Origin of the sequence: Nonomuraea rubra (assembly GCF_014207985.1) — a bacterium.
GTDB classification, from domain to species: Bacteria; Actinomycetota; Actinomycetes; order Streptosporangiales; family Streptosporangiaceae; genus Nonomuraea; species Nonomuraea rubra.
In genome coordinates this window covers 2937624-2958702 of sequence record NZ_JACHMI010000001.1, presented here as the reverse complement: position 1 = coordinate 2958702, position 21079 = coordinate 2937624, and the positions used below count along the sequence as shown (strand labels likewise).

At 71.3% G+C, this 21079-nt stretch carries 19 protein-coding genes; 9 read left to right on the top strand and 10 right to left on the bottom strand.

The annotated features are described in order from the left end of the window. Positions 1-9: 9 nt before the first annotated feature. Entirely contained in the window at positions 10-1125 is a 1116-nt protein-coding gene (locus HD593_RS13460; protein ID WP_221524749.1) for a C45 family autoproteolytic acyltransferase/hydrolase, read from the top strand. Here HD593_RS13460 and HD593_RS13455 read toward each other — a convergent pair. Genes HD593_RS13455 through HD593_RS13445 form a run of 3 tightly spaced genes read right to left on the bottom strand, consistent with a single transcriptional unit; the run spans position 1092 to position 4779 of the window. Then, complete coding sequence (locus HD593_RS13455; protein ID WP_185102497.1) at positions 1092-2594, bottom strand: AMP-binding protein; 1503 nt, start codon at positions 2592-2594, stop codon at positions 1092-1094. The two genes, HD593_RS13460 and HD593_RS13455, sit on opposite strands and share 34 nt — an antisense overlap. Continuing rightward, positions 2594-3616 (bottom strand): acyl-CoA dehydrogenase family protein, encoded by a 1023-nt coding sequence (locus tag HD593_RS64295; protein WP_185102496.1) that lies wholly within the window; start codon positions 3614-3616, stop codon positions 2594-2596. The genes HD593_RS13455 and HD593_RS64295 overlap by 1 nt, the downstream gene beginning before the upstream one ends. Then, positions 3613-4779 (bottom strand): acyl-CoA dehydrogenase family protein, encoded by a 1167-nt coding sequence (locus tag HD593_RS13445; protein WP_185102495.1) that lies wholly within the window; start codon positions 4777-4779, stop codon positions 3613-3615. Before HD593_RS13445 ends, HD593_RS64295 begins: the two co-directional genes overlap by 4 nt. A 281-nt stretch (positions 4780-5060) precedes the next feature. Here HD593_RS13445 and HD593_RS13440 point away from each other — a divergent pair, with 281 nt between their 5' ends. Next, on the top strand, positions 5061-5660 hold the full coding sequence (locus tag HD593_RS13440) for a TetR/AcrR family transcriptional regulator (RefSeq protein WP_185102494.1): 600 nt from the start codon (positions 5061-5063) through the stop codon (positions 5658-5660). Between the two features lie 76 nt (positions 5661-5736). Then, entirely contained in the window at positions 5737-6726 is a 990-nt protein-coding gene (locus HD593_RS13435) for an AurF N-oxygenase family protein (RefSeq protein ID WP_185102493.1), read from the top strand. On the opposite strand, the gene HD593_RS13430 is transcribed toward HD593_RS13435, so the two are convergent. Continuing rightward, the gene (locus tag HD593_RS13430) at positions 6683-7453 is read right to left on the bottom strand and encodes a class I SAM-dependent methyltransferase (protein ID WP_185102492.1); all 771 of its coding nucleotides are present in this window, start codon (positions 7451-7453) and stop codon (positions 6683-6685) included. The genes HD593_RS13435 and HD593_RS13430 overlap by 44 nt on opposite strands. Positions 7454-7504: 51 nt before the next feature. On the opposite strand from HD593_RS13430, the gene HD593_RS13425 reads away from it, so the two are divergent. Further along, on the top strand, positions 7505-8146 hold the full coding sequence (locus tag HD593_RS13425; protein ID WP_185102491.1) for a copper resistance CopC family protein: 642 nt from the start codon (positions 7505-7507) through the stop codon (positions 8144-8146). Next, entirely contained in the window at positions 8143-9177 is a 1035-nt protein-coding gene (locus HD593_RS13420; protein ID WP_185102490.1) for a copper resistance D family protein, read from the top strand. Before HD593_RS13425 ends, HD593_RS13420 begins: the two co-directional genes overlap by 4 nt. Before the next feature lie 73 nt (positions 9178-9250). On the opposite strand, the gene HD593_RS13415 is transcribed toward HD593_RS13420, so the two are convergent. Genes HD593_RS13415 through HD593_RS13405 form a run of 3 tightly spaced genes read right to left on the bottom strand, consistent with a single transcriptional unit; the run spans position 9251 to position 12619 of the window. Further along, positions 9251-10441, bottom strand: a complete 1191-nt coding sequence (locus HD593_RS13415; protein ID WP_312903453.1) for a hypothetical protein — start codon at positions 10439-10441, stop codon at positions 9251-9253. Positions 10442-10490: 49 nt separating this feature from the next. After that, complete coding sequence (locus HD593_RS13410) at positions 10491-11282, bottom strand: class I SAM-dependent methyltransferase (protein WP_185102489.1); 792 nt, start codon at positions 11280-11282, stop codon at positions 10491-10493. Between the two features lie 44 nt (positions 11283-11326). Beyond that, positions 11327-12619, bottom strand: a complete 1293-nt coding sequence (locus HD593_RS13405) for a cytochrome P450 (protein WP_246546502.1) — start codon at positions 12617-12619, stop codon at positions 11327-11329. 119 nt (positions 12620-12738) lie between these two features. Between HD593_RS13405 and HD593_RS64290 the strand changes: the two genes are divergently transcribed. The 4 genes from HD593_RS64290 (at position 12739) to HD593_RS13380 (ending at position 17806) form a co-directional block, all read left to right on the top strand. Further along, entirely contained in the window at positions 12739-13146 is a 408-nt protein-coding gene (locus tag HD593_RS64290; protein ID WP_185102488.1) for a PaaI family thioesterase, read from the top strand. 98 nt (positions 13147-13244) lie between these two features. Further along, complete coding sequence (locus tag HD593_RS13395; protein WP_185102487.1) at positions 13245-13670, top strand: nuclear transport factor 2 family protein; 426 nt, start codon at positions 13245-13247, stop codon at positions 13668-13670. Positions 13671-13787: 117 nt separating this feature from the next. Further along, positions 13788-16961: an alpha/beta fold hydrolase gene (locus tag HD593_RS61280; RefSeq protein WP_246546498.1), complete on the top strand. Its 3174-nt coding sequence runs from the start codon at positions 13788-13790 to the stop codon at positions 16959-16961. Then, the gene (locus HD593_RS13380; RefSeq protein ID WP_185102486.1) at positions 16958-17806 is read left to right on the top strand and encodes an ABC transporter permease; all 849 of its coding nucleotides are present in this window, start codon (positions 16958-16960) and stop codon (positions 17804-17806) included. The genes HD593_RS61280 and HD593_RS13380 overlap by 4 nt, the downstream gene beginning before the upstream one ends. 24 nt (positions 17807-17830) lie before the next feature. Here HD593_RS13380 and glpK read toward each other — a convergent pair whose 3' ends face one another. The 3 genes from glpK to HD593_RS13365 form a co-directional block, all read right to left on the bottom strand. Further along, positions 17831-19345: a glycerol kinase GlpK gene (gene glpK, locus HD593_RS13375; protein ID WP_185102485.1), complete on the bottom strand. Its 1515-nt coding sequence runs from the start codon at positions 19343-19345 to the stop codon at positions 17831-17833. 26 nt (positions 19346-19371) lie between these two features. Beyond that, complete coding sequence (locus tag HD593_RS13370) at positions 19372-20178, bottom strand: MIP/aquaporin family protein (RefSeq protein ID WP_312903452.1); 807 nt, start codon at positions 20176-20178, stop codon at positions 19372-19374. A gap of 314 nt (positions 20179-20492) precedes the next feature. Continuing rightward, the gene (locus tag HD593_RS13365; protein WP_185102484.1) at positions 20493-20939 is read right to left on the bottom strand and encodes a GNAT family N-acetyltransferase; all 447 of its coding nucleotides are present in this window, start codon (positions 20937-20939) and stop codon (positions 20493-20495) included. Positions 20940-21079: the final 140 nt, after the last annotated feature.

Here is a 21079-nt window from a genome sequence, read left to right as displayed (position 1 = left end):
CTGCCGTACATGAAGAACATGACCCGCGTGGCGGGCGGCAAGGACGACTTCCAGCTCGTCACGCACCTCACGCTCGCCGGCAGCCAGTACGAGATCGGCAAGGCGCTCACCGAGGAGGCCCGCCGGCTCGGCTGGTCACCCATGCCGATCGACCCGGTCGTGGGCCGGGCGCGCAGGACGTGGTTCGAGCGCCACTGGCCGCAGCACCACGCCCGCATGGACGGCGCGGCGGCGGTGCTCGGCCTCGACCCCGACCAGGACGACCTGGTCCTCGACGACCAGGGGTACATCCCGGCGGGTCACGGCTGCTCGGCCCTGTGGATCCCGCCCTCGGCCGCGACGGACGGCCACGGCCGGGTGGGCCGCAACTACGACTTCTTCCCCACGACCACCAGCGAGCTCATGGGCAGCGAGCCCCAGCCGGGCGAGCTGCCCATGGCCTCCCGCCCCTACGTGATCACCACGGTCCCCGACGAGGGGCTCTCCTCCACGGTGCTGACGATGTCGGCGCTCGACGGCTGCATGGACGGCATCAACTCGGCGGGCCTGGCGGTCATGCTGCTGGTCGCCGACTTCGAGACCGCCGAGCCGCCGGCGGCCTTCGCGCCGCAGGTCGGCGTGAACAGCGTGCAGCTGCCCCGCTTCCTGATCGACACCTGCGAGAACGTGGACCAGGCCAAGCAGGCGCTGCTGGGCGCCAAGCAGTACGACCACGGCATGCCCCTGCACTACCTGGTCGCCGACGCGCACGGCCAGGCGTTCGTGTGGGAGCACGGCAGGGACGGCGGCGAGCACATCGTCGAGTTCGGCGACGGCCCGCTCTGCGTCACCAACCACCTGCTGCACCGCCATCCCGACCCGATGAACCTGCCGGAGGACACCGGGTCGAGCTTCGCCTCCTACAGCCGGCTGCGCACGCTGTACGAGCGCAGCAAGGGCGCCACCATGTCGGCCGGCGACCTGCGCGAGAGCCTGCGCGCCGTCGCGCAGCCCGAGGAGGCCGCCGTGCCGTTCCGCACGCTGTGGAGCACGGTCTTCGACACCGCGGACCGTACCCTGTCCACCCGCTTCTACCTGGGCGAAGGCGGGCGTTACAGCGAGGAGCTGGTGTTCCCGGCGAGGTAGTCGGCGCGTACCTTCGAGCGCGACAGCTTGCCGGTGGGGGTGCGCGGGAGCGCCTCGCGGTACTCGATCACCTTCGGGTGCTTGAACCTGGCGATGCGCGGCCCGCAGTGCTCCAGCAGCTCGGCCGTCAGCTCGGGGCCCGGCTCGAGGCCCTCGGCCGGCTGCACGAGGGCGACCACGTTGTGGCCCCACTCCTCATCGGGCACCCCGATGACGGCCACGTCGGCCACGGCGGGGTGCTCCAGCAGGGCGGCCTCGATCTCGGCGGGGTAGATGTTCACCCCGCCGGAGACGATCAGGTCGGTGCGCCGGTCGCACAGGAACAGGTAGCCGTCCTCGTCGAGGTAGCCGATGTCGCCGGGGGCGTACCAGTCTCCTCTCTTGCTGGCGGCCGTCTTGGCCGGGTCCTTGCGGTACTCGAACGAGCCCATGCTGGACTTGACGTAGATCATGCCGGGCTCGCCGGGCGGCAGCTCCGCGCCGTCGTCGTCGAAGATCTTGGCCTCGAACGTGGGCGCGGGGCGGCCCACGGTGCCGGGCCTGGCCAGCCAGTCGTGCGGCTTGACGGAGAAGGCGATCGTGGACTCGGTCGAGCCGTAGTACTCGTACAGCACCGGGCCCCACCAGTCCATGATCTGCTGCTTGACGGAGACCGGGCAGGCGGCGGCGGTGTGGATGACCTGGCGCAGGCTCGACACGTCGTACTTGGCCCGGACGTCCGCGGGCAGCTGCAACATCCGGTGGAACATGGTCGGCACCATCATCGCGTTGGACACCCGGTGCCGCTCGACGAGCTCCAGGATGTGCACCGGGTCGAACCGGGGCGTGATCACCACGGTGTGCCCCAGGTGCAGCGCGAACTGGGCGTGCGCGCAGGGCGCCGAGTGGTACATCGGCGAGGTCACCAGGTGCACCTCGGCGCCCGGCCGCAGGTCCACCACCTCGCCGAAGAACCACGTGTAGAGCGGCACGATCGCCTCCGGCTCGGCGCCCGGCAGGCCGCGCTGGACGCCCTTGGGGAAGCCGGTGGTGCCGGAGGTGTACCACATGACGGCGCCCGACGTCCGGCCGGCGGGCGCGTCCGAGGGCTGCCCCTCGGCCAGCCCGGCCGTCCCGGTCTCCGCGCCCGGCACGGCCTGGTCGGGGCCGGTGACGACGACCTTGGCGTCGCAGTCGCCCAGGATGTACGCGATCTCGGAGCCGGTCAGGTGCCAGTTGATGGGCACGTAGTAGAGGCCGATCTGCCCGGTCGCCATGACCATGACCAGCGCGTCCACGCCGTTGGGCAGCACGCCCGCCACCACGTCGCCGGTGACGAGCCCGCGGGCGCGCAGGCCGTGCGAGACCTGGTTGACCCGGGCGAGCAGGTCGCCGTAGGTGACGCGGGTGTCGTCGGTGTCGATCACCGCGAGGCGGCCGGGGTCGGCGGCGGCGATGGCATAGAAGCCCGGTAGCTCGCTGACGTCCATTACAGCTCCAGCAGTTGTCCGAGACGGGCGCGGTGGATGCGTGGCGGGCCCAGCAGCACCTCGTCCGCCTTGGCCCGCTTGTAGAACAGGTGGGCGTCGTGCTCCCAGGTGTAGCCGATGCCGCCGTGCAGCAGCAGGTGGTCGCGGGCCACCTCGAAGCAGGCGCGGCCGACGTAGACCTGGGCGAGCGCGGCGGCCTCGGGCAGCTCGGCGGGCGACTCGTCGGCGGCCCAGGCGGCGTACCTGACGATGGACTCGGCCTGTTCGAGCTTGCAGTGCATGTCGGCGAGCTTGTGCTTGACCCCCTGGTAGGAGCCGATGTAGCGGCCGAAGGCCACGCGGATCTTGGCGTAGGCGACGATGGCGTCGAGCGCCGCCCGCATCACGCCGAGCTGCTCGGCGGCCAGTGCGACGCACAGCCGGTCGAACACGCCGGTCTCCGGCGCCGGGCCGAGCACGCGCGCGGGCGCGCCGTCGAGCACGATCCTCGCCTGGCCTCGGGTGAGGTCGAGCGTCTCCAGCGCGGTCCTGGTCACGCCGGGGCCCGTCAGCTCGACGGCCACCATGACCAGGGCGCCGCCGTCGCGCGCGGGCGCGACGAGCACGTCGGCGTCGCCGCCCGAGAGCACCTGCGCCGCCGTCCCGCTCGCCGTGCCGCCGGTGTACGACAGCTCGGTGTGGTCGAGCGTGGCCGCGATCCGGCCTTCGGCGATGCCGGTCTGCAGCTCCTTGTCGGGCACCTGGCCCAGCGCGAGCGCCGCGAACGCGGTGGCCAGGAACGGTCCCGGCAGCAGCGCGGCGCCGGTCTCCTCCAGCGCGACGGCCAGCTCGGACATGCCGGCGCCGGCGCCGCCGTACTCCTCGGGGACGATCAGTCCGGACAGGCCGAGCTCGCCGTTGAGGCGCGCGTACACCTGCGGGTCGTAGCCCTCGCGGACCTTGGGCAGCGGCGAGGCGGTGCGCAGGAAGTCGCGTACGGCCGCGCGCAGCTCCTGCTGTTCCTGACTGAGTACGAGCTTCACGCCTGCGTCCCCACCTTCAGGTCCTTGAACGGCACGGTCTTGTCCACCCGCGGCTCGGGCGGGAGGCCCAGCACGCGGTCGCCGACGATGTTGCGCATGATCTCGTTGGTGCCGCCGCCCAGCGCCATGCCGGGAGCCATCGAGATCGCGCGGGCGAGCGGGTGGTCGGCCAGCGCGGTCTCGGGCCCGACCAGCCGCGTGGCCAGGTCGGCCTGGTAGAGGGTCAGCTCGGCCAGCAGCAGCTTGGCTGCGCTGCCCCGCGCGCCGGGGAAGACGCCCGCCCTGGTCTCCTGGGCCAGCCGCTGGTTGAACAGCGCCAGCGCGCGGTTGCGGACGTGCAGCTCGACGAGCTCGTCGCGGACCAGCGGGTCGCTGGTGTCGAGGGCCTGGCGCAGCGCCTCCAGCGAGGCCGGGTGGTCCTTCTGCTGGCCCATGCCGACACCCGCCGAGATCGACAGCCGCTCGTGCAGCAGCGTCGTGACGGCCACGCTCCAGCCGTCGTTGACCTCGCCGACGCGGTGCTCGTCGGGGATGGGGACGTTGTCGAAGAAGATCTCGTTGAAGTTGGCCCTGCCGGACATGTCCTTCAGCGGCCTGACGGTCACGCCGGGGTGGTGCATGTCGATCACGAACATGGTCAGGCCCTTGTGCTTGGGCACGTCCACGTCCGTACGGGCGAGCAGCAGCCCCCAGTCGGCGTGGTGGGCGACGGAGGTCCACACCTTCTGGCCGTTGACGATCCAGTGGTCGCCGTCGCGTACGGCCCTGGTCTGCAGGCTGGCCACGTCGCTGCCGGCGCCGGGCTCGGAGAAGAGCTGGCACCAGACCTCCTCGCCGCGCAGCAGAGGCCGGACGAACCGCTCGCGCTGGGCGTCGGAGCCCCGGTCGACGATCGTGGGCCCGGTCATGCCCAGGCCGATCGAGAAGATGTAGGTGGGCAGGGTGTAGTCGCGGGCCTCCTCGGCGAACACCCGCTCCTCCGCCTGGGTCAGCCCCTGGCCGCCCCACTGCTTCGGCCAGGTGATGCCGGAATACCCGGCGTCGTAGAGCTTGGCCATGAACTCCTTGGCCCGGGCTATCCCGTCGGCCTCCGGGTAGTCGTCGGTCGGAACGTTCTCCCGCAGCCACTCGCCGGCCGCACGCCGATAATCAGCAAGGTTCACATCGACTCCTCGGCATCAGTGCTCACTTACTCTAGTCAGCACATCGGAGCACGTACAGAGCATTGCTCTGGGCACGTCCCGCCCGTTTCGTCACGCGGATGCGGGCAAGGGTGTTGGAAAGGGACCCCGGCAGAAGCACGTTCGGATGTACATGGTTACCATGATCAACGTGACTGTCGGTGAACGGGAAATCCGGACCGTGCCCGGGTTCCTCATACCAGAACAGATCACGCCCGGTTTGTCCTATAAATACTAGTGATCAGAAGTTAGAGTTACTCGCTGTGACAACAGGTTTCAGCCGATTACGGCGCGAGGATTTGCTGAAAACGGCCTGCGAGGTGATCGCGGAGCAGGGATTCGGGCACACCAGGACCCTGGACATCGCCAGGGCCGCGGGAGTCAGCCAGGCGCTGCTCTTCTACCACTTCGAGACCAAGGAGCGGCTGTTCGCAATGGCGTTCGGTTACGCCGCCCGCCAGCATCTCAACGCGCTGACCGACGTCGAGCAGTCGGCGGGCACGCCGACCGACCGCCTGCGTTCCCTGCTGCGGCTCTGCTCCCCCGCGATCCCCACCGAGGGCTGGCGCCTGTGGATCGACGCCTGGTCCGAGGCGATGCGCAGCACGGAGCTGGAGGAGACCTCGCGGCGGATCGACGCCAGGGGCCGCACGCTGATGCGCGGCATCATCGAGGCCGGCGTGGCCTGCGGCGAGTTCGACTGCCCCGATCCCGACTCGACGACGTGGCGGCTGTTCGCGCTCATCGACGGGCTGGCCGTCCAGACGCACGCGCATCCCAAGGTGTTGTCACGGCGCCGGGTCAACGTGCTGATCCGCTCGGCGGCGGCGAGCGAGCTGGGGGTGCCCGCGGAGAAGCTCTGAATGCCGGGATCCTCACCTCTTCCCAGTCTTATTGGATTCTCCGTACAATTACTGGGCGAGGAGAGGAGTGCACGCGATGACATCCGCACCGAGCTCTACCGCCGCCAGGGAGCGCGACGAACAGGTCGCGAGCCGCAGCGCGTACCGCGCGGTCATCGAACGCCTCTCGAAGGCGTCGGTGGACAAGCACTGGGAGCCGTACCGCGACATCCCGTGGGACGACCCGGAGTTCCACGTGGACCAGACCGATCCGCGCTGGGAGCTGGCCGGGGTGGACCGCCTCGGCGGGCACCCCTGGTACCTCAGCCGCTCCCCCGAGGTACGCGCGCGGATCGGCCTGTGGCGGGTGGCCACCGCCATGAAGATCGGGCTGCAGTTCGAGAACCTGCTCAAGCGCGGGCTGCTCAACTACGCCTACCGGCTGCCGAACGGGTCTCCCGAGTTCCGGTACGTCTACCACGAGACGACCGAAGAGGCGCATCACGGGATGATGTTCCAGGAGTTCGTGAACCGTACCGGGCTGCCCATCCGCGGCATGCCGGGGCCGCTGTCGGTGGTCGCCCAGGTGGCGCCCTGGATCCCGCTCATCTCGACCGAGCTGTTCTTCATCTTCGTGCTGGGCGGCGAGGACCCGATCGACCACGTCCAGCGCAGGCTGCTCAAGGACGGCCGGGTGCACCACCCGCTGGAGGAGACGATCATCCGCATCCACATCGCGGAGGAGGCCAGGCACATCTCCTTCGCCCGGCACTACCTGCGCAACCGGGTGCCGCGGATGCCCGCCTACCGGCGGCTCCTGCTGGGGATCGCCTCGCCGATCATCCTCGGCGTCATGGCCCGCATCATGCTGGCTCCGCCCGGGCCGATGATCCGGCGCTTCAGGATCCCCGCGAGCGTGGTGACCGAGGTCTACCTGCGCAACCCCGCCGCCCGGCAGGAGATCCGCGACTCGGTGGGCAAGACGCGCGAGCTGTGCGCCGAGATCGGGCTGATCAACCCGCTCACCCGGCGCATCTGGCAGGTCATGGGGATCTGGGAGGCCGCCGCGCCGTCAGCACCTCGGTGACCGTCGCCAGCTCCCACCTGCCCGACGGGTTCGCCGCCAGCAGCCGCCGCCTGGCCTCCTCCTTGAAGGCCGCCAGCCGGTCGCCGAGGCGGGCGGGGGCCGAGTAGGAGTACGACAGCTGCAGGCCGATCACGGCCTCCAGGTCGTACACCAGGCGGTCCTCGTAGTGGGCCCGGTCCAGGACGCTGAACGGCGAGGTGGCCAGCACGTCGTCGTGGTGCTCGCCGGTGGCCTGGAACGAGCTGGACGCGCTGAAGGTGTTCACGGCGAACTCGTCGCGCACCCGGCGGGTGACCGGCTCCCAGGGCTCCTCGCGCGGCTCGCGGGTCGGCCCGACGAGGGCCACGACGCCGTGCGGGGGCAGCAGCTCGTCCAGCTCCGCCAGCACCGCGCGGCGGTCCATCCAGTGGAACGACCTGCCCATGACGACGTGGTCGAATCCGGGCAGCCGGCGCAACATCGTCGAGTCGGCCCTGATCCAGCGGATGTTCCTGTTACCCGTGGCCAGGCGCCTGCCCTCGGCCAGCATCTCCTCGTCGGGATCGGCGGCGAGCACCTCACGCACCCGCCTGCTCAGCGGGATGGCGATCGTGCCGGGGCCGCAGCCGAGGTCCAGGACGGTGCTGTCGTCGCCGAACGTCATGGCCAGGTGCTCGATCGCCGGATCGCCCGGTCTCGTGCGGTACTTCGCGTAATAGGGTGCCGCGCCGCCGAACAGGTCTTCCATGGATGGGACCATATACGGGTCCGCAACGTGTTTTATGGAAGGTTCTGATCTGTGAGGCGGCTACTCACGGTCCTGCTGCTCGCGTTCGCCGCCGTGGGGGTCACGTACTCCCCGGCCCAGGCGCACAACGTGCTGATCGGCAGCGACCCGGAGGACGGGGCCACGCTGACGGCCTCGCCCTCGCAGGTGACGCTGGTGTTCGACCAGGCGGTGCGCCAGGGGTACGCGCAGGTGGGCGTGACGGGCGCGGACGGGTCGGCGTGGGCCGACGGGAGTGCCGTGGTGGCGGCCGAGCGCGTGTCCGTGAAGGTCAAGCCGCTGCCGGCCGGAGGGTCGTACGTGGTGGGGTACCGGATCCTGTCGGCCGACGGGCATCCGGTCACCGGGAAGATCGGCTTCAAGCTGGCCGCCGCCGCCACTCCTGGCGCGAGTGGTGTGGCGGCGGGGGCGGCGGCGGGCGGCTCCAGCGCCGACGCCGCCGAGGCGGCGGCGAACGGCGGGGCCGGGATGGCCGTGGTGTGGATCGTGGGGGCCCTGCTGGTGCTCGCGGCCGGGACCGCGGTCGCCCTGCGCCGCGCCACCCCCGCCGGACGCGCCGCTCCGGCTCCGGACGCTCCGGGCGCTCCGGGCGCTCCGGGCGCGGAGGGCGCGGGTGCTGGGGTGGCGGGGCGTGGGCAGGGGGGCGCGGCGTGACTGCGGTCGCTGCTCCGCCGGCCCGGCGGGAGCGCGTCGGCGGGCGGCTGGTGGCCGGTGCGTTCGGGGTGTGCGCGGTCGTCGCGGCCGTGGCGGCCAGCTCGTTCACCGCTCAGGAGTCCGTGCCCGGCATCCCCATGCCAGGCCCCGTCGTGTCGGTCGGGCTGCCGATCGTGCGGGTGCTGCTCGACGTGGCCGCCGTGGCCGTGGTCGGGCTCAGCCTGCTGCCCAAGCTGCTCGGGTTCAAGGCGCCGGAGCGTACGGAGCCGGTGCTGCTCAGGGTGCGGCCGCTGGCCGTGATGTTCGCCTGGGCGTGGGCGATCTGCGCGCTGGTCACGATCGTCTTCCAGGCCGCCGAGCTGAACCCCGGCGCCGTGCCGACGTTCGAGATGATCGCCGGATATGTCGGGAGTGTCGGCACGGGGCAGGGGCTGCTGTTCAGCGCGGCGTGCGCGCTGGCGGCGGCCGGGATCGGGCTGATGGCGGTGCGGTTCGGCGAGAAGGTGCCGGCCGAGCTGCGGATCATCGTGGCGCTGTTCGGGCTGCTGCCCATCCCCGTCACCGGGCACGCGGTGAACTCCGTCTGGCACGACCCCATCATGATCTCGATGGAGATCCACGTGATGGGGGCGGCGGCCTGGACGGGAGGGCTGGTGGCCACGGCCGTGTTCGTGGCGCCACACCGTGACCTGCTGGCCGTGGTGCTGCCCAAGTTCTCCAGGATGGCCACGGTGTGCCTGCTGCTGGTGGCGCTGTCCGGGCTCGTCACCGGGCTGGGCACGATGGCGCTCACGCCCGGCGTGACCCTGCCGGACGCCATCGTGACCAGCCACTACGGGGTGCTGGTCGTGATCAAGACGGCGCTGGTCGCGCTGCTGGTGCCGCTGGCGGCGCACATCCGCTTCCGGCTGCTGCCCGTCATCCGCCGCGGCGGGGCCACCGCCCTGGTGGGGTGGGCGGCGGCCGAGGTCGGGGTGATGGGGCTGGCGTACGGGGTGGCGGTGGCGATCACCCGCGCCTCGATCGCCTGACCACCACTGCCGTGCAGCGGCCGCGACCACCGCACGCGAACGCAGGGCCGCCTTGGCGCGGTCGCAGGGTCCGCTACGGTGTGGCGGGCGCGACCGCTGGGCGTGGTGTGGCGCCGCCGAGCGGCTGGGGGTCCCGCCTGCCCGCGATCCACTCGATGGCCAGCCAGGCGGCGAGCAGGCCCAGCCCGGCCCACAGCGCCGACGGCGTGGCGAGCGGGGGCGCTCCCAGCAGGCCCTCCTGGCCCGTGATCGCGCCGTACACCGAGCCCATGACCGCGCTCTGCGCGACCAGCGCGCCGTACGTGACCGCCGTCACCCCGGCCGCCCCGAGCACCGCGCGCACGACCGGCACCCGTACCAGGAAAGCCAGGTCCACCAGCAGCCCGGCGGCGAGCATGAAGAACGGCACCGCCGACGGCGGGAAGCCGGTGAAGGTGAGCAGCGGCCAGATCAGCGTCCTGAACAGCACGTAACTGCCCGCGACGAGCGTGGCCGCGCCGAACCTGCCGACCATCAGCCTGGCCACCACCAGCACCGACAGCACCCCCACCACGGCGTAGACCGGGTACAGGTAGTCGGGCACGGGCAGCGTGAACCCGGCCATCATCGTGCGGTCGATCGGCCGCCCCATCTGGTCGGCCGCGAACTGGAGCAGGATCGGCTCGGCGTAGGTCGCGTGGTTGTCCCACGCGCCGAGCGACAGGATGCCGTACTCCTGGTGCTGCTCGGGGAAGTGCATGTTCTCCAGGAAGAACGCGAAGAACGCGCCGAGCACGACCACGCGCTCGCGCCCCTTCTGCGCCCCCATGAACCAGCCGCGGATCACGCCCGCGATCATGAAGAACGTTCCAACGTAGAGCAGGATGTGCGACGGGCTCCACGAGGTGATGTCGAGCCCGTTGACGCGGTGGTTGATCAGGTCGAGCGGCACCGCGACGAGGAAGATCCCGGTGCCCCACTGGATGAGCCTGAGCGCGAGCTTGTCCACGCCGTACCCGGTGTAGCCGTGGATCACGGTCAGGGCGACGGCGATGACCGTACCGACGGAGTTGAGCAGGTGCGGCGGGGCGAGGTCGTCGCGCAGCCACTTGAAGTGCCAGGAGACGTCCCAGGCCGAGCCGAGCACCTTGAGCGTGAACGCCGCCAGCCAGCCGAAATAGAGCACCCTGAACAGGTCTTGCGGAGTTTCGCGGCCCGCCTCGCCGCGAGTCCAGTAGGGCAGGGCCCAGGCGGCGGCCCTCTTGAACGATGCTGGAGACTTCACGGCAGAGAATCTTACGGTCATCCGCCTCGTACGGCCCGATCGCGGGTCCCTACCTGGCGGAAGCCCGCAGGGAGTACATGAGGGGGATCCTCGGAGCGCCGTCGGGCCGCCGGTAGCCGCCGTCCGCCTCCACCAGGTCCGTGAAGCGGCGGAACAGCGTGTGATCGTGCTCGTGCAGGAACTCCAGGCGCAGGCCGGCCGCGGCGATGGCGCTGACGACGTCGCCGAGGCCGTGCTCGAACTGCACGGAGGTCCGGTGTTCGAGGGTCTGGCTGCCGGTGTAGCTGTAGGGGTAGTCCCAGACCTGGGGCGTGCGGTCGAAGTAGTCGCGAATAACCGTGGCGCCGGTGTCGTCGTCCAGCACGTTGGTGAACGGGTGGAACTCCGCGAGGTACAGGAAGCCGCCGGGGTTCAGCAGGGCGGCGACCGCCTCGGCCCAGCGGGTGAGGTCGGGCAGCCACACCAGGGCGCCGACGCCGGTGTAGACGATGTCGTACGTCTCGCCGAGCGCCCGCGGCGCGTCGTAGACGTCGGCCGTCACGAACCTGGCCGGGAGGCCGCACTCGGCCGCGATGCTCCTGGCCTGCTCGATGGCGGCGCCGGAGAAGTCGAGGCCGGTCACCTCGGCGCCGAGCCTGGCCCAGGAGAGGGTGTCCAGGCCGAGGTGGCACTGCAGGTGCGCCAGGCTGCGGCCGGCCACGTCGCCCACCTCCGCCAGCTCGAACGGCCGCAGCGCGCTGCCGCCCGCCTTGAAGCCCGCCACGTCGTAGAAGTCGCTGTCGAGGTGGACGGGGACGCGGGCGTCCCAGTTGGCCTGGTTGATGCGCAGATAGTCGACCATGGCGGTTGATCCTAGGTAGGAGGCGCCGCCTTTTTCCACGCATTTCAGGATCGGCGGCGCAGGCGTACCGGCAGGTGCTTGAGCCCGTTCTGGAAGTTGGAGGTGAGCCGGCGCGGGCTGCCGGCGAGCTCCACGTCCCAGGAAAGCAGCTCGCGGAAGACGGAGCGGAACTGGGCCCGGGCCAGGTGGGCGCCCAGGCAGAAGTGCGGGCCGAAACCGAAGCTGACGTGGTCGTTGGGCTCGCGGGCGAGGTCGAAGCGGTCGGGGGCGGGGAATACGGACGGGTCGCGGTTGGCGGAGGCGTGGTAGACCACGACCTTGTCACCCGCGCGGATGGGCCGGCCGGCGAGGGTGAGGTCGCGCGTCGCCGTACGCCTGAAGTGCATGACGGGGGGCCAGAAGCGCAGCATCTCCTCGATCGCGGAGCCCAGCAGGGAGGGGTCGGCGCGCAGGCGGGCCAGCTCGGCGGGGTGCTGGAGCAGGGAGAGCAGGCCGCCGGGGATGCCGTTGCGCAGGGTCTCGTTGCCGGCGACGGCGAAGAGGAAGAACATGTTCTCGAACTCCTCCTCCGTCAGGCCGCCCTTGCGCATCACGGCCATGACGGACTCGCCGTCCACCGGCGTCCGCGCCAGGGCGTGGGCGTAGGCGAACATGTCGGCCAGCGCGGCCCTCGAACGCGGGTTGACGCCCGGCCCGAGCTCGCGCCGGGCCGCGAGCGCCAGGCGTCCGATGGGGGTGAGGGACTCGACGTCCGCCGTGGACAGGCCGGCGTAGTCGTCGTCCTGGTAGCCGATCACGCGGGACGCCCAGTCGTACAGCAGCCGCCTGTCCTGCGCGGGCACGCCCATGACGTGGGCGAGCGTCCACACGGGCAGGTCGGCGGCCACCTCCACGAAGTCGCACTCACCCGCCTCGAACAGCGCCGCCGCCCGCTCGGCGATCGTGCGCTCCAGCGCCCGTACGGCGCGCGGGGTGAACGCGGCCGCCACGATCCTGCGCAGCCTGGAGTGATCCGGCGGGTCCATGTTCAGCATCTGGGCCTGGACGAAGCGCAGGTCGGCGGGGGTGTCGGGGTCGCGGATCTGGGTGGCGCCGAGGTGGGAGGAGAAGTCCGCCGGGGTACGCAGCACGTGCTTGACGTCGGCGTGCCTGAACACCGCCCAGAAGCCGGGGCCCTCGCGCCAGGGGCCGATGGACGGCTCGGGGATCCAGTGGACGGGAGATTCCACTCTGAGGCGGGCGAACAGGTCGTACGGGACGGCCGTGTCGTAGGTGGACGGGGTGAAGAGCTCGACCGCGGACCGGCCTGCTGGATGACCGTCGTTCATCGCCGCCATACCGTCGTCTCCCGTGTTCCGGACCGGTTCTCCACAGCCGGATCCGGGGCCGTGGCGACTTGTCCACAGGCTCCCGGCCAGGCCTCTCGACCACCCCGTCCAGCGTGCATGATGAGCGCGTGACTCCAGAAGACGCAGAGGCGATTCTCCAGGAATACTTCGCCCCCTGGATCAAGCAGCTCGGCCTCCGGGTGGAGGAGGTGGGCGACCGTCACGCGATCGTGCGGCTGCCCTGGTCCGACGAGCTGGCCAGGGAGGGCGGCGGGCTGTGCGGGCAGGCCATGATGGCGGCGGCCGACACGGCCACGGTGCTGGCCATCTCGTCGGCGCGGGGCGGGTTCGTGCCGATGACCACGGTGCAGCAGTCCACGACGTTCCAGCGGCCGGTGGTGGGCAAGGACGTCCTGCTGGACGTGCGCATCACGAAGCTGGGGCGCACGCTGGCCTTCACCGAGATCACCCTCACGGCCGAGGGCAGCGCGGAGACGGCCGCCCACGCCACCACGGTCTACGCGATCATGGGCTGATAGCCGTCGCCCTTATCTCTCAGGTAATCGCCACGCCGTACCGATCCGAGGAGACTGACGAGTGCACGCACCGCCATAACGGACTTCAAGGATGAATCATGACGACTTTGGACACCGTGCAGGAGCTGCTTCGCCGGATCGGTGCGGGTGACGCCGACCGGGCCGCCGAGCTGTTCGCCGAGGAGTGCGACTGGCTCTACAACTGGCCGGCCGAGGGGCATCCGGCGGTGCCGTGGATCCGCCCTCGTTCCAGCCGCGGTGACGCGGCGGATCTCTTCCGCGCGCTGCGGACCTACCACGTGCCCGAGCTCAACGACACCACCGTCACGCGGATCCTGGTCGACGGCGACGACGCGGTCGTGCTGGGCGAGTTCACGCAGACCGTCGCGGCCACGGGGCGGCCCTACACCTCCGCGTTCGCCCTGCGGCTCACGGTCACCGACGGCCAGATCAGCCGCTACCACATCTACGAGGACAGCCTCGCCGTGGCGCGGGCGCACTCCGGCGACGCCACCGCCTCGTGATGGGCGCGCCCCGAAGGCTCCGTGATCCACCGGTCCACCTCGACGAGCACCTTTCGGCAGGTCCCGGCGTGAGTGCCGTCTCAGCGATCTCTCAGGTGCGGAAAGTAGGCTCGCCGCATGAAGCGTGTGGCCGCCCTGGTTGCGGCACTCGCCCTCATCGGGGTGACGACGTGGCTCGTGTGGCCGTCGGCTCCGGAGGTGCGGGGCCAGGACCAGCGAATAACCGTCGTCGACGGACCAGCCGACGACCAACGGGTCGAGCTGGATACGACGTTCTTCCCGCCCCCTGACGGGGGGAAGGCGCCTGCGGTGATGCTCGCCCACGGGTTCGGCGGCAGCAAGCAGAGCATGCGCGACCAGGCGGTCCGGCTCGCGCAGCAGGGCTATGCCGTACTGACCTGGTCGGCTCGCGGCTTCGGCCGCTCGACCGGGCAGATCGCGCTCAACTCGCCCGACTACGAGGTCAAGGACGTCAAGCAGCTCATCGACTGGCTCGCCAAGCGGCCCGAGGTGCAGCTCGACGCCTCCGGTGACCCGCGCGTGGGCATCGCGGGCGGCTCGTACGGCGGGGCCATCGCCTTGATGACGGCGGCCCATGACCAGCGGGTCGACGCGATCGTCCCCCAGATCACCTGGTCCGACCTGGCCGACGCCCTCTTCCCCAACGCCGCCACCCAGACCGTCGCCACGGGCACCGGAACGGCTGCAGAGCCCGGCACGCAGGCCGGCGCGGGCACGCAGGCCGGCGCGGGCACGCAGGCCGGCGCGGGCACGAGCGGCGTCTTCAAGCGCATGTGGGCCGGGATCTTCTTCGGTCAGGGTGTCTCGCTGGACGCCACCTCGCTGCTCGGGCGCAGGGAGGCGGCGGCCGGGCCGGTGACGGAGGAGCAGGCGCGGTGCGGCAGGTTCCTGCCCGCGATCTGCGACATCTACCAGGAGGTCGCCGAGGACGGCCGGGCCACGCCGGAGGCCGTCGCGCTGCTGCGCAGGTCCAGCCCGATCACCGTGGCCGGGCAGATCAAGGCGCCGACCCTGCTCATCCAGGGCCAGCGCGACTCGCTCTTCCCCCTCGGCCACGCCGACGCCAACGCCAGGGCCATCGCCGCGGCGGGCACGCCGGTGAGCCTGGCCTGGTTCGACGGCGGGCACGACGGCGGCAACGGCGAGGCCGACTGGCTCTTCGACCAGTCGGCGGCCTGGTTCGCGCGCTATCTCAAGGGCGAGGGTTCCGGGCAGGCCACGCCGCCGGTGAGCGCATTCACGGTGACGCGGGACGGCGGGCGCGACCCCGGCACCCGCCAGCGCATCCGGCTCCACCCGGAGGCCGGCTCCTACCCCGGCCTCGCGGGCACCGGCACCACCACCGTCGCGCTGAACGGCCCCGAGCAGAACATCGTCAACCCGCCCGGCGGCGCCCCGGCCTCGATCTCGACCGTTCCGGGCATCGGCGGGCTGCTGGGCGGCCAGAACTCCGCCGGGGTCTCGATCGACATGCCGGGCCAGAGCGCCACGTTCGAGTCCGGCCCGCTCACCGCTCCGCTGCAGCTCACCGGCAGCCCCGCCGTCAAGATCAAGGTGACGGGCAAGGGCGAGGCGACGCTGTTCGCGAAGCTGTACGACGTGGCGGACGACACCCAGCTGCCCACGTTGCCCGCCGGGCTGGTGGCACCCGTCCGGGTGACGATCCCGGAGGGGGCCGGCAGCGCGGAGGCCACGGTCAGCCTGCCCGCCGTGGACCACCGCTTCGCCGTGGGGCACCGGCTCCGGCTGGTCGTGACCACGACCGACATGGGGTTCGCCACGCCGGCGCAGCCTGCCGCGTACCGGGTCTCGCTGGCCTCGCCCGCCGTCAGCGTCCCGACGGTGGGGACGCTGGCCGCCGCTCCGACCGGGGTGGCCTGGTGGGTGTGGGCCATGCCGCTGTCGGCCGTGGTGATCGCCGCGATCCTGCTGGCCACGGGCCGCACCACGTCCCGCCGCCGCCCCACCGCCGCCACCGCCGCCACCGCCGCCGCGGGCGCCGCGGGCCAGGGTCTCACAGCGAACGCTCCGCTGCTCGCGCCCTCCGCGAACGGCACGGCGCACCTCCACTCCGCCAACGGCGCCGTGCACGAAGACGCCCTCAGCGGCACCGCGCATGACGTCGCCACCGACAGTACGGCGCATGACGTCGCCCCCGACGGCACGGCGCAAGAAGTGGCCGCCGACAGCACAGCGCAAGAGGTCGCCCCCGACGGCACGGCGCAAGAAGTGGCCGCCGACAGCACAGCGCAAGAGGTCGCCACCGACGGCACGGCGCAAGGTGTAGCCGCCGACGGCGCGGCGCACCTCGCCTCCGCCAACGGCAGCGCCGGCAGCAGCGGCAGCGGTGACGGCGCCGGGAGTGACAGCGGTGATGGCATCGGCCGCAGCAGCGGTGACGGTGCAGGCATCACTGTTGGAAGCGTCGGCACGGGCTTCGGCGCAGGCGGTGGCGGTGGCGGTGGCGGTGGTGCCGACGCCCTTGACCGTAACGGCGATGGTGTGTCCTCGGAGAGCCTTGGTGGGGCCGAGGTGCCGTTGGAGATCAGCGGGCTGACGAAGGCGTACCGGAACGGTGAGCTGGCCGTCGACGACCTGTCGTTCCGGGTGGAGCGGGGCCAGGTGCTGGGCCTGCTCGGGCCGAACGGCGCGGGCAAGACGACGACGATGCGGATGATGATGGGCCTCATCCGGCCGGACGCCGGCGAGATCCGGATCTTCGGGGAGCCGGTGACGCCGGGCGCGCCCGTGCTGTCGAGGCTGGGGTCGTTCGTCGAGGGGCCGGGCTTCCTGCCGCACCTGTCGGGGCGCGACAACATCGAGCTGTACTGGGCCGCCACCGGCCGCCCCGTGGCCGACGCGCGCTTCGACGAGGCGCTGGAGATCGCGAACCTGGGCAAGGCCCTCGAACGGGCCGTGCGTACGTACTCGCAGGGCATGCGGCAGCGGCTGGCCATCGCGCAGGCCATGCTCGGGCTGCCGGACCTGCTGGTGCTGGACGAGCCCACGAACGGGCTCGACCCACCCCAGATCCGGGAGATGCGGGAGGTGCTCAAGCGGTACGCGCGCGACGGCCGTACCGTGATCGTGTCCAGCCACATGCTGGCCGAGGTGGAGCAGACCTGCAGCCATGTCGTGGTCATGCGGCGCGGCAGGCTGGTCTCGACCGGTCCCGTGTCGCGGCTGCTGAGCTCGGCCGCCACGGTCGCCAACGGGCACGGGCCGCGGCTGGAAGACGTGTTCCTCGACCTCATCGGAGACAAGGCATGACCGCCGCGAGCGGCTACGCGCCGAACCGCACGCTGCCGTTGCGGGTGGAGATCGTCAGGCAGTTCAAGCGGCGGCGCACGCTGGGCATGTTCGCGCTGCTGCTGGCCCTGCCGTGGATCCTGGTGATCGCGTTCCAGATCGGGCCGCAGCCGAGCTCGCAGGGGCAGTCGGCGCTGCGCATGTCGGATCTGGCGACGCAGAGCGGGCTCAACTTCGCCATGTTCGTCCTGTCGGTGTCGGCCAGTTTCCTGCTCGTGGTGGCGGTCGCATTGTTCTGCGGCGACACCGTGGCGAGCGAGGCCAACTGGTCGTCGCTGCGGTACCTGCTGGCGGCGCCGATCCCGCGCGACCGGCTGCTGCGGCAGAAGCTGATCGTGGCGCTCGGCTACTCGGCGGCGGCGGTGATCGTCCTGCCGCTGATGGGGCTGCTCGCGGGCACGCTGGCGTTCGGCTGGGACGACATCACGGTGCCCGGCACGGGCGAGACCATCCCGGCGTTCGACGTGCTGCCGCGCTTCGGCATCGTGATCGGGTACGCGCTGGTCAGCCAGCTCGTGGTGGCGGCCCTGGCGTTCCTCATCTCCACCATGACCGACTCCCCGCTCGGCGCCGTGGGTGGAGCGGTCGGGCTGTGGATCGTCTGCACCATCCTGCAGGCGGTCGAGGCGCTGGGGGTGCTGCGCGAGTTCCTGCCGACGTTCTGGAACAACGCCTGGACCGATGCCCTGGTGCCGGAGCTGGACTGGAGCGGGATGGCGAAGGGTGCCTCCGTGTCGATCACGTACGCGGCGATCCTGGTCGCGGTGGCGTTCCGGCGCTTCCGCCGCAAGGACGTGACCAGTTAGGGGCCCCTGCGGGGGCCTTCAAGGTCAGTCGTTGGTCCAGTCGAAGGCCTTGGTGACGGCCTTCTTCCAGCCCGCGTACGCCTTCTCGCGCCGTTCCTCGTTCCAGGTCGGGTTCCAGCGGCGCGACTCCGCCCAGTGCGCGCGCAGCTCGGCCGTGTCCTTCCAGTAGCCGACCGCCAGGCCGGCGGCGTACGCGGCGCCGAGCGCCGTGGTCTCGGCGACGACGGGGCGGCTGACCGGGACGCCGAGGATGTCGGACTGGAGCTGCATGCACAGGTCGTTGGCGGTGACGCCGCCGTCCACCCGGAGCACGTCGAGCACGACCCCGGAGTCCCGCTGCATCGCCTCGACGACGTCGCGGCTCTGGTAGCAGATGGCCTCCAGCGTGGCGCGGGCGAGGTGGGCGTCGGTGTTGTAGCGGGACAGGCCGACGATGGCGCCGCGGGCGTCGGCGCGCCAGTAGGGGGCGAACAGTCCGGAGAAGGCGGGCACGAAGTACATGCCTCCGGAGTCGGCCACCTGCCGGGCAAGCGTCTCGCTCTGGCCGGCGGAGGTGATGACGTGGAGCTGGTCGCGCAGCCACTGCACGGCCGAGCCGGTGACCGCGATGGAGCCCTCCAGCGCGAACACGGCCGGCTGGTCGCCGAACTTGTAGGCCACGGTGGTGAGCAGGCCGCTCTGGGAGCGTACGCGGTCGGTGCCGGTGTTGAGCAGCAGGAAGTTGCCGGTGCCGTAGGTGTTCTTGGCCTCGCCGGGCGAGAAGCAGACCTGGCCGACGGTGGCGGCCTGCTGGTCGCCGAGGATGGCGGTGATCGGCACCTCGCCGCCGAGGGGGCCGTAGCGGACGCTGGTGCCGTAGCCGGCGGGGTCGGCGGAGGGGCGGATCTCGGGCAGCATGGCGCGGGGGATGCCGAAGTACGACAGCAGCTCGTCGTCCCAGTCGAGGGTGTCGAGGTCCATCAGCATGGTGCGGCTGGCGTTGGTGACGTCGGTGACGTGCACGCCGCCGTTGACGCCGCCGGTGAGGTTCCACACGGTCCAGGTGTCGGTGTTGCCGAAGACGGCCTCGCCGCGGTCGACGGCCTCGCGGACGCCGGACACGTTCTCGAGGATCCACTGGATCTTGCCGCCGGAGAAGTAGGCGTCGGGCCGCAGGCCGGTCCTGTCGCGGATGACCTGGCCACGCTCGTCCTGTTCGAGGGCGGCGGCGATGCGGTCGGTGCGGGTGTCCTGCCACACGATGGCGTTGTAGTACGGGCGTCCGGTGCGCGGGTTCCACACGACCGTGGTCTCGCGCTGGTTGGTGACGCCGAGGGCGGCCAGGTCGCTGTCGTGCAGGCCGGCGCGTTGCAGCGTGGTCTGGATGACGGCGGCGGTCCTGGTCCAGATCTCGATCGGGTTGTGCTCGACCCAGCCGGCCCTGGGCAGGATCTGCTCGTGTTCGAGCTGGAACTTGGCGACCTCGGCGCCCTCGTGGTCGAAGATCATGAAGCGGGTGCTGGTGGTGCCCTGGTCGACGGCGCCGACGAAGTCCGGCATGGTGCTCTGCTCTCTCCTCGGGGTCCTCAGTCGGACGGCTTCACGGTGTCGCGGTCCTCGCCCTGCGGGAGGAAACGGGCGATGCACGCCTGGTACAGCCCGGCTCCGAGGATGCCGCCGGCCAGCGGGCCGACGATCGGGACCCAGAAGTACAGGTCCCCGTACTGGTCCCGCCACGCGCCGCCGTAGCCGGTGAGGAAGCTGGCCAGGCGCGGCCCGAAGTCGCGTGCCGGGTTGATGGCGTAACCGGCGTCGGTGCCGAAGGACATGCCGATGCCGACGACGAGCAGGCCGATGACGAACGGCCCCAGGTTCGCGCTCGGCGCCATGTTGGCCGTGTCGGACAGGGCGAAGATCACGAAGAGCAGGATCGCGGTGCCGATGACCTGGTCGCGCAGGCCGCCCCACATGTCCACCGGCAGGGTGCCGTTGCCGGGCAGGGTGGAGAAGACGATCTGCGTCTTGATCGTACGGCCGGGGTCGGCCATGGCGAGCACCTCGGAGTAGTTCCACCGCACGATGAGGGCGGCGACGAACGCTCCGGCGGTCTGCGCGACCGCGTACGGGAGGACCTTGGGCCAGGGGAAGCCCCTGAAGATGGCGAACCCCACGGTGACGGCCGGGTTGAGGTGCGCGCCCGTGGTGCGGCCGGCGACGTAGACGCCGAGCATCACGCCGATGCCCCAGGCCCAGGCGATGCTGTCGTGGTCGCCGAGCTGGGCGGCGACCACCTGGGCGACGACGCCGGCACCGAACAGGATGAGCACCATCGTGCCCGCGAACTCGGCGACGAGCTCCCCCGTCAGCCCTCTCCGGGCGGGCTGTCCGGCCACCGGTCACCTCCTTGAAGCGGCCTTGTGTGCATTCCCCGATCCGGGCAGTGAACACGCTTTGTGCTCAATACATTGCAGAAAGTGATGGCCGCACGTCGGGAGGGGTGGCCGACACGGCGATCTGCGAGATGCGCGGCGCCGCTGCACGCTCGCCCCGGCCCGCGCGGCCGCCGCATACGGCGCCCTGATCGCGACGAGGGCGGGGCTGCGGCAAGGGGCCACAACGCGTTGTGGGCGGGGCTGCGGCACGCGTTGTGGGCGGGGCTGCGGCGTAGCGCCGCAAGCCCGGCGGGCGCAGGCCCAGGCTCGTGGTCCTACAGGGGCCGGCTGAAGGTGACCAGGCTCGTGCCGGGCCCGTGATAACCGGCGACCGGCTCGCTCACCGCGAAGCCCATGCGCCCGTGAAAGGCGATGGAGCCGCTGTTGACCGGCGCGGTGATGGCCTTGACGACGCGCCGCCCGTCACCGCGCGCCAGCTCGAAGAACCGCTCGTACATGGTGCGCGCCAGCCCGCCCTTGCGCGCGTCCGGCGCGACGCCGACGAAGTGGATGTACGCCTCGTCCGGCAGCGAAGGCGACAGGAACCCGATCAGGAAGCCCGCCAGCTCACCCCCGGCGCCCTCGGCGACCAGGCTCGTACGGTGGAAGTGATCGAGGAAGAGCCTGGGCAGGGCACCCGAGATCGGGCGGCCCCACCAGGCGTCCACCACCGCGGCGATGGCGTCGTAGTCGGCGGGCGTGGCGGGGCGCAGCGTGTACATGGCAGGGATGCTAGTCCCAGTGGGGCGGCCGGTTCTCCAGGTAGAAGGAGTCGCTGTCGGCCTCGCGCCAGTCGCCCCAGCCGAGGTCGGTGTCGTCGGCGGTCTGCTCAGGGAGGAAATCTTCCACGACAGACATGCTA

Coding starts and splice junctions, on each gene's coding strand:
- HD593_RS13380 (WP_185102486.1), top strand. CDS start 16,958: ATGACCGCCGCGAGCGGCTACGCGCCGAACCGCACGCTGCCGTTGCGG.
- HD593_RS13365 (WP_185102484.1), bottom strand. CDS start 20,939: ATGTACACGCTGCGCCCCGCCACGCCCGCCGACTACGACGCCATCGCC.
- HD593_RS13410 (WP_185102489.1), bottom strand. CDS start 11,282: ATGGTCGACTATCTGCGCATCAACCAGGCCAACTGGGACGCCCGCGTC.
- HD593_RS13455 (WP_185102497.1), bottom strand. CDS start 2,594: ATGGACGTCAGCGAGCTACCGGGCTTCTATGCCATCGCCGCCGCCGAC.
- HD593_RS61280 (WP_246546498.1), top strand. CDS start 13,788: ATGAAGCGTGTGGCCGCCCTGGTTGCGGCACTCGCCCTCATCGGGGTG.
- HD593_RS13460 (WP_221524749.1), top strand. CDS start 10: ATGAAGAACATGACCCGCGTGGCGGGCGGCAAGGACGACTTCCAGCTC.
- HD593_RS13435 (WP_185102493.1), top strand. CDS start 5,737: ATGACATCCGCACCGAGCTCTACCGCCGCCAGGGAGCGCGACGAACAG.
- HD593_RS13395 (WP_185102487.1), top strand. CDS start 13,245: ATGACGACTTTGGACACCGTGCAGGAGCTGCTTCGCCGGATCGGTGCG.
- glpK (WP_185102485.1), bottom strand. CDS start 19,345: ATGCCGGACTTCGTCGGCGCCGTCGACCAGGGCACCACCAGCACCCGC.
- HD593_RS13430 (WP_185102492.1), bottom strand. CDS start 7,453: ATGGAAGACCTGTTCGGCGGCGCGGCACCCTATTACGCGAAGTACCGC.
- HD593_RS13405 (WP_246546502.1), bottom strand. CDS start 12,619: ATGGCGGCGATGAACGACGGTCATCCAGCAGGCCGGTCCGCGGTCGAG.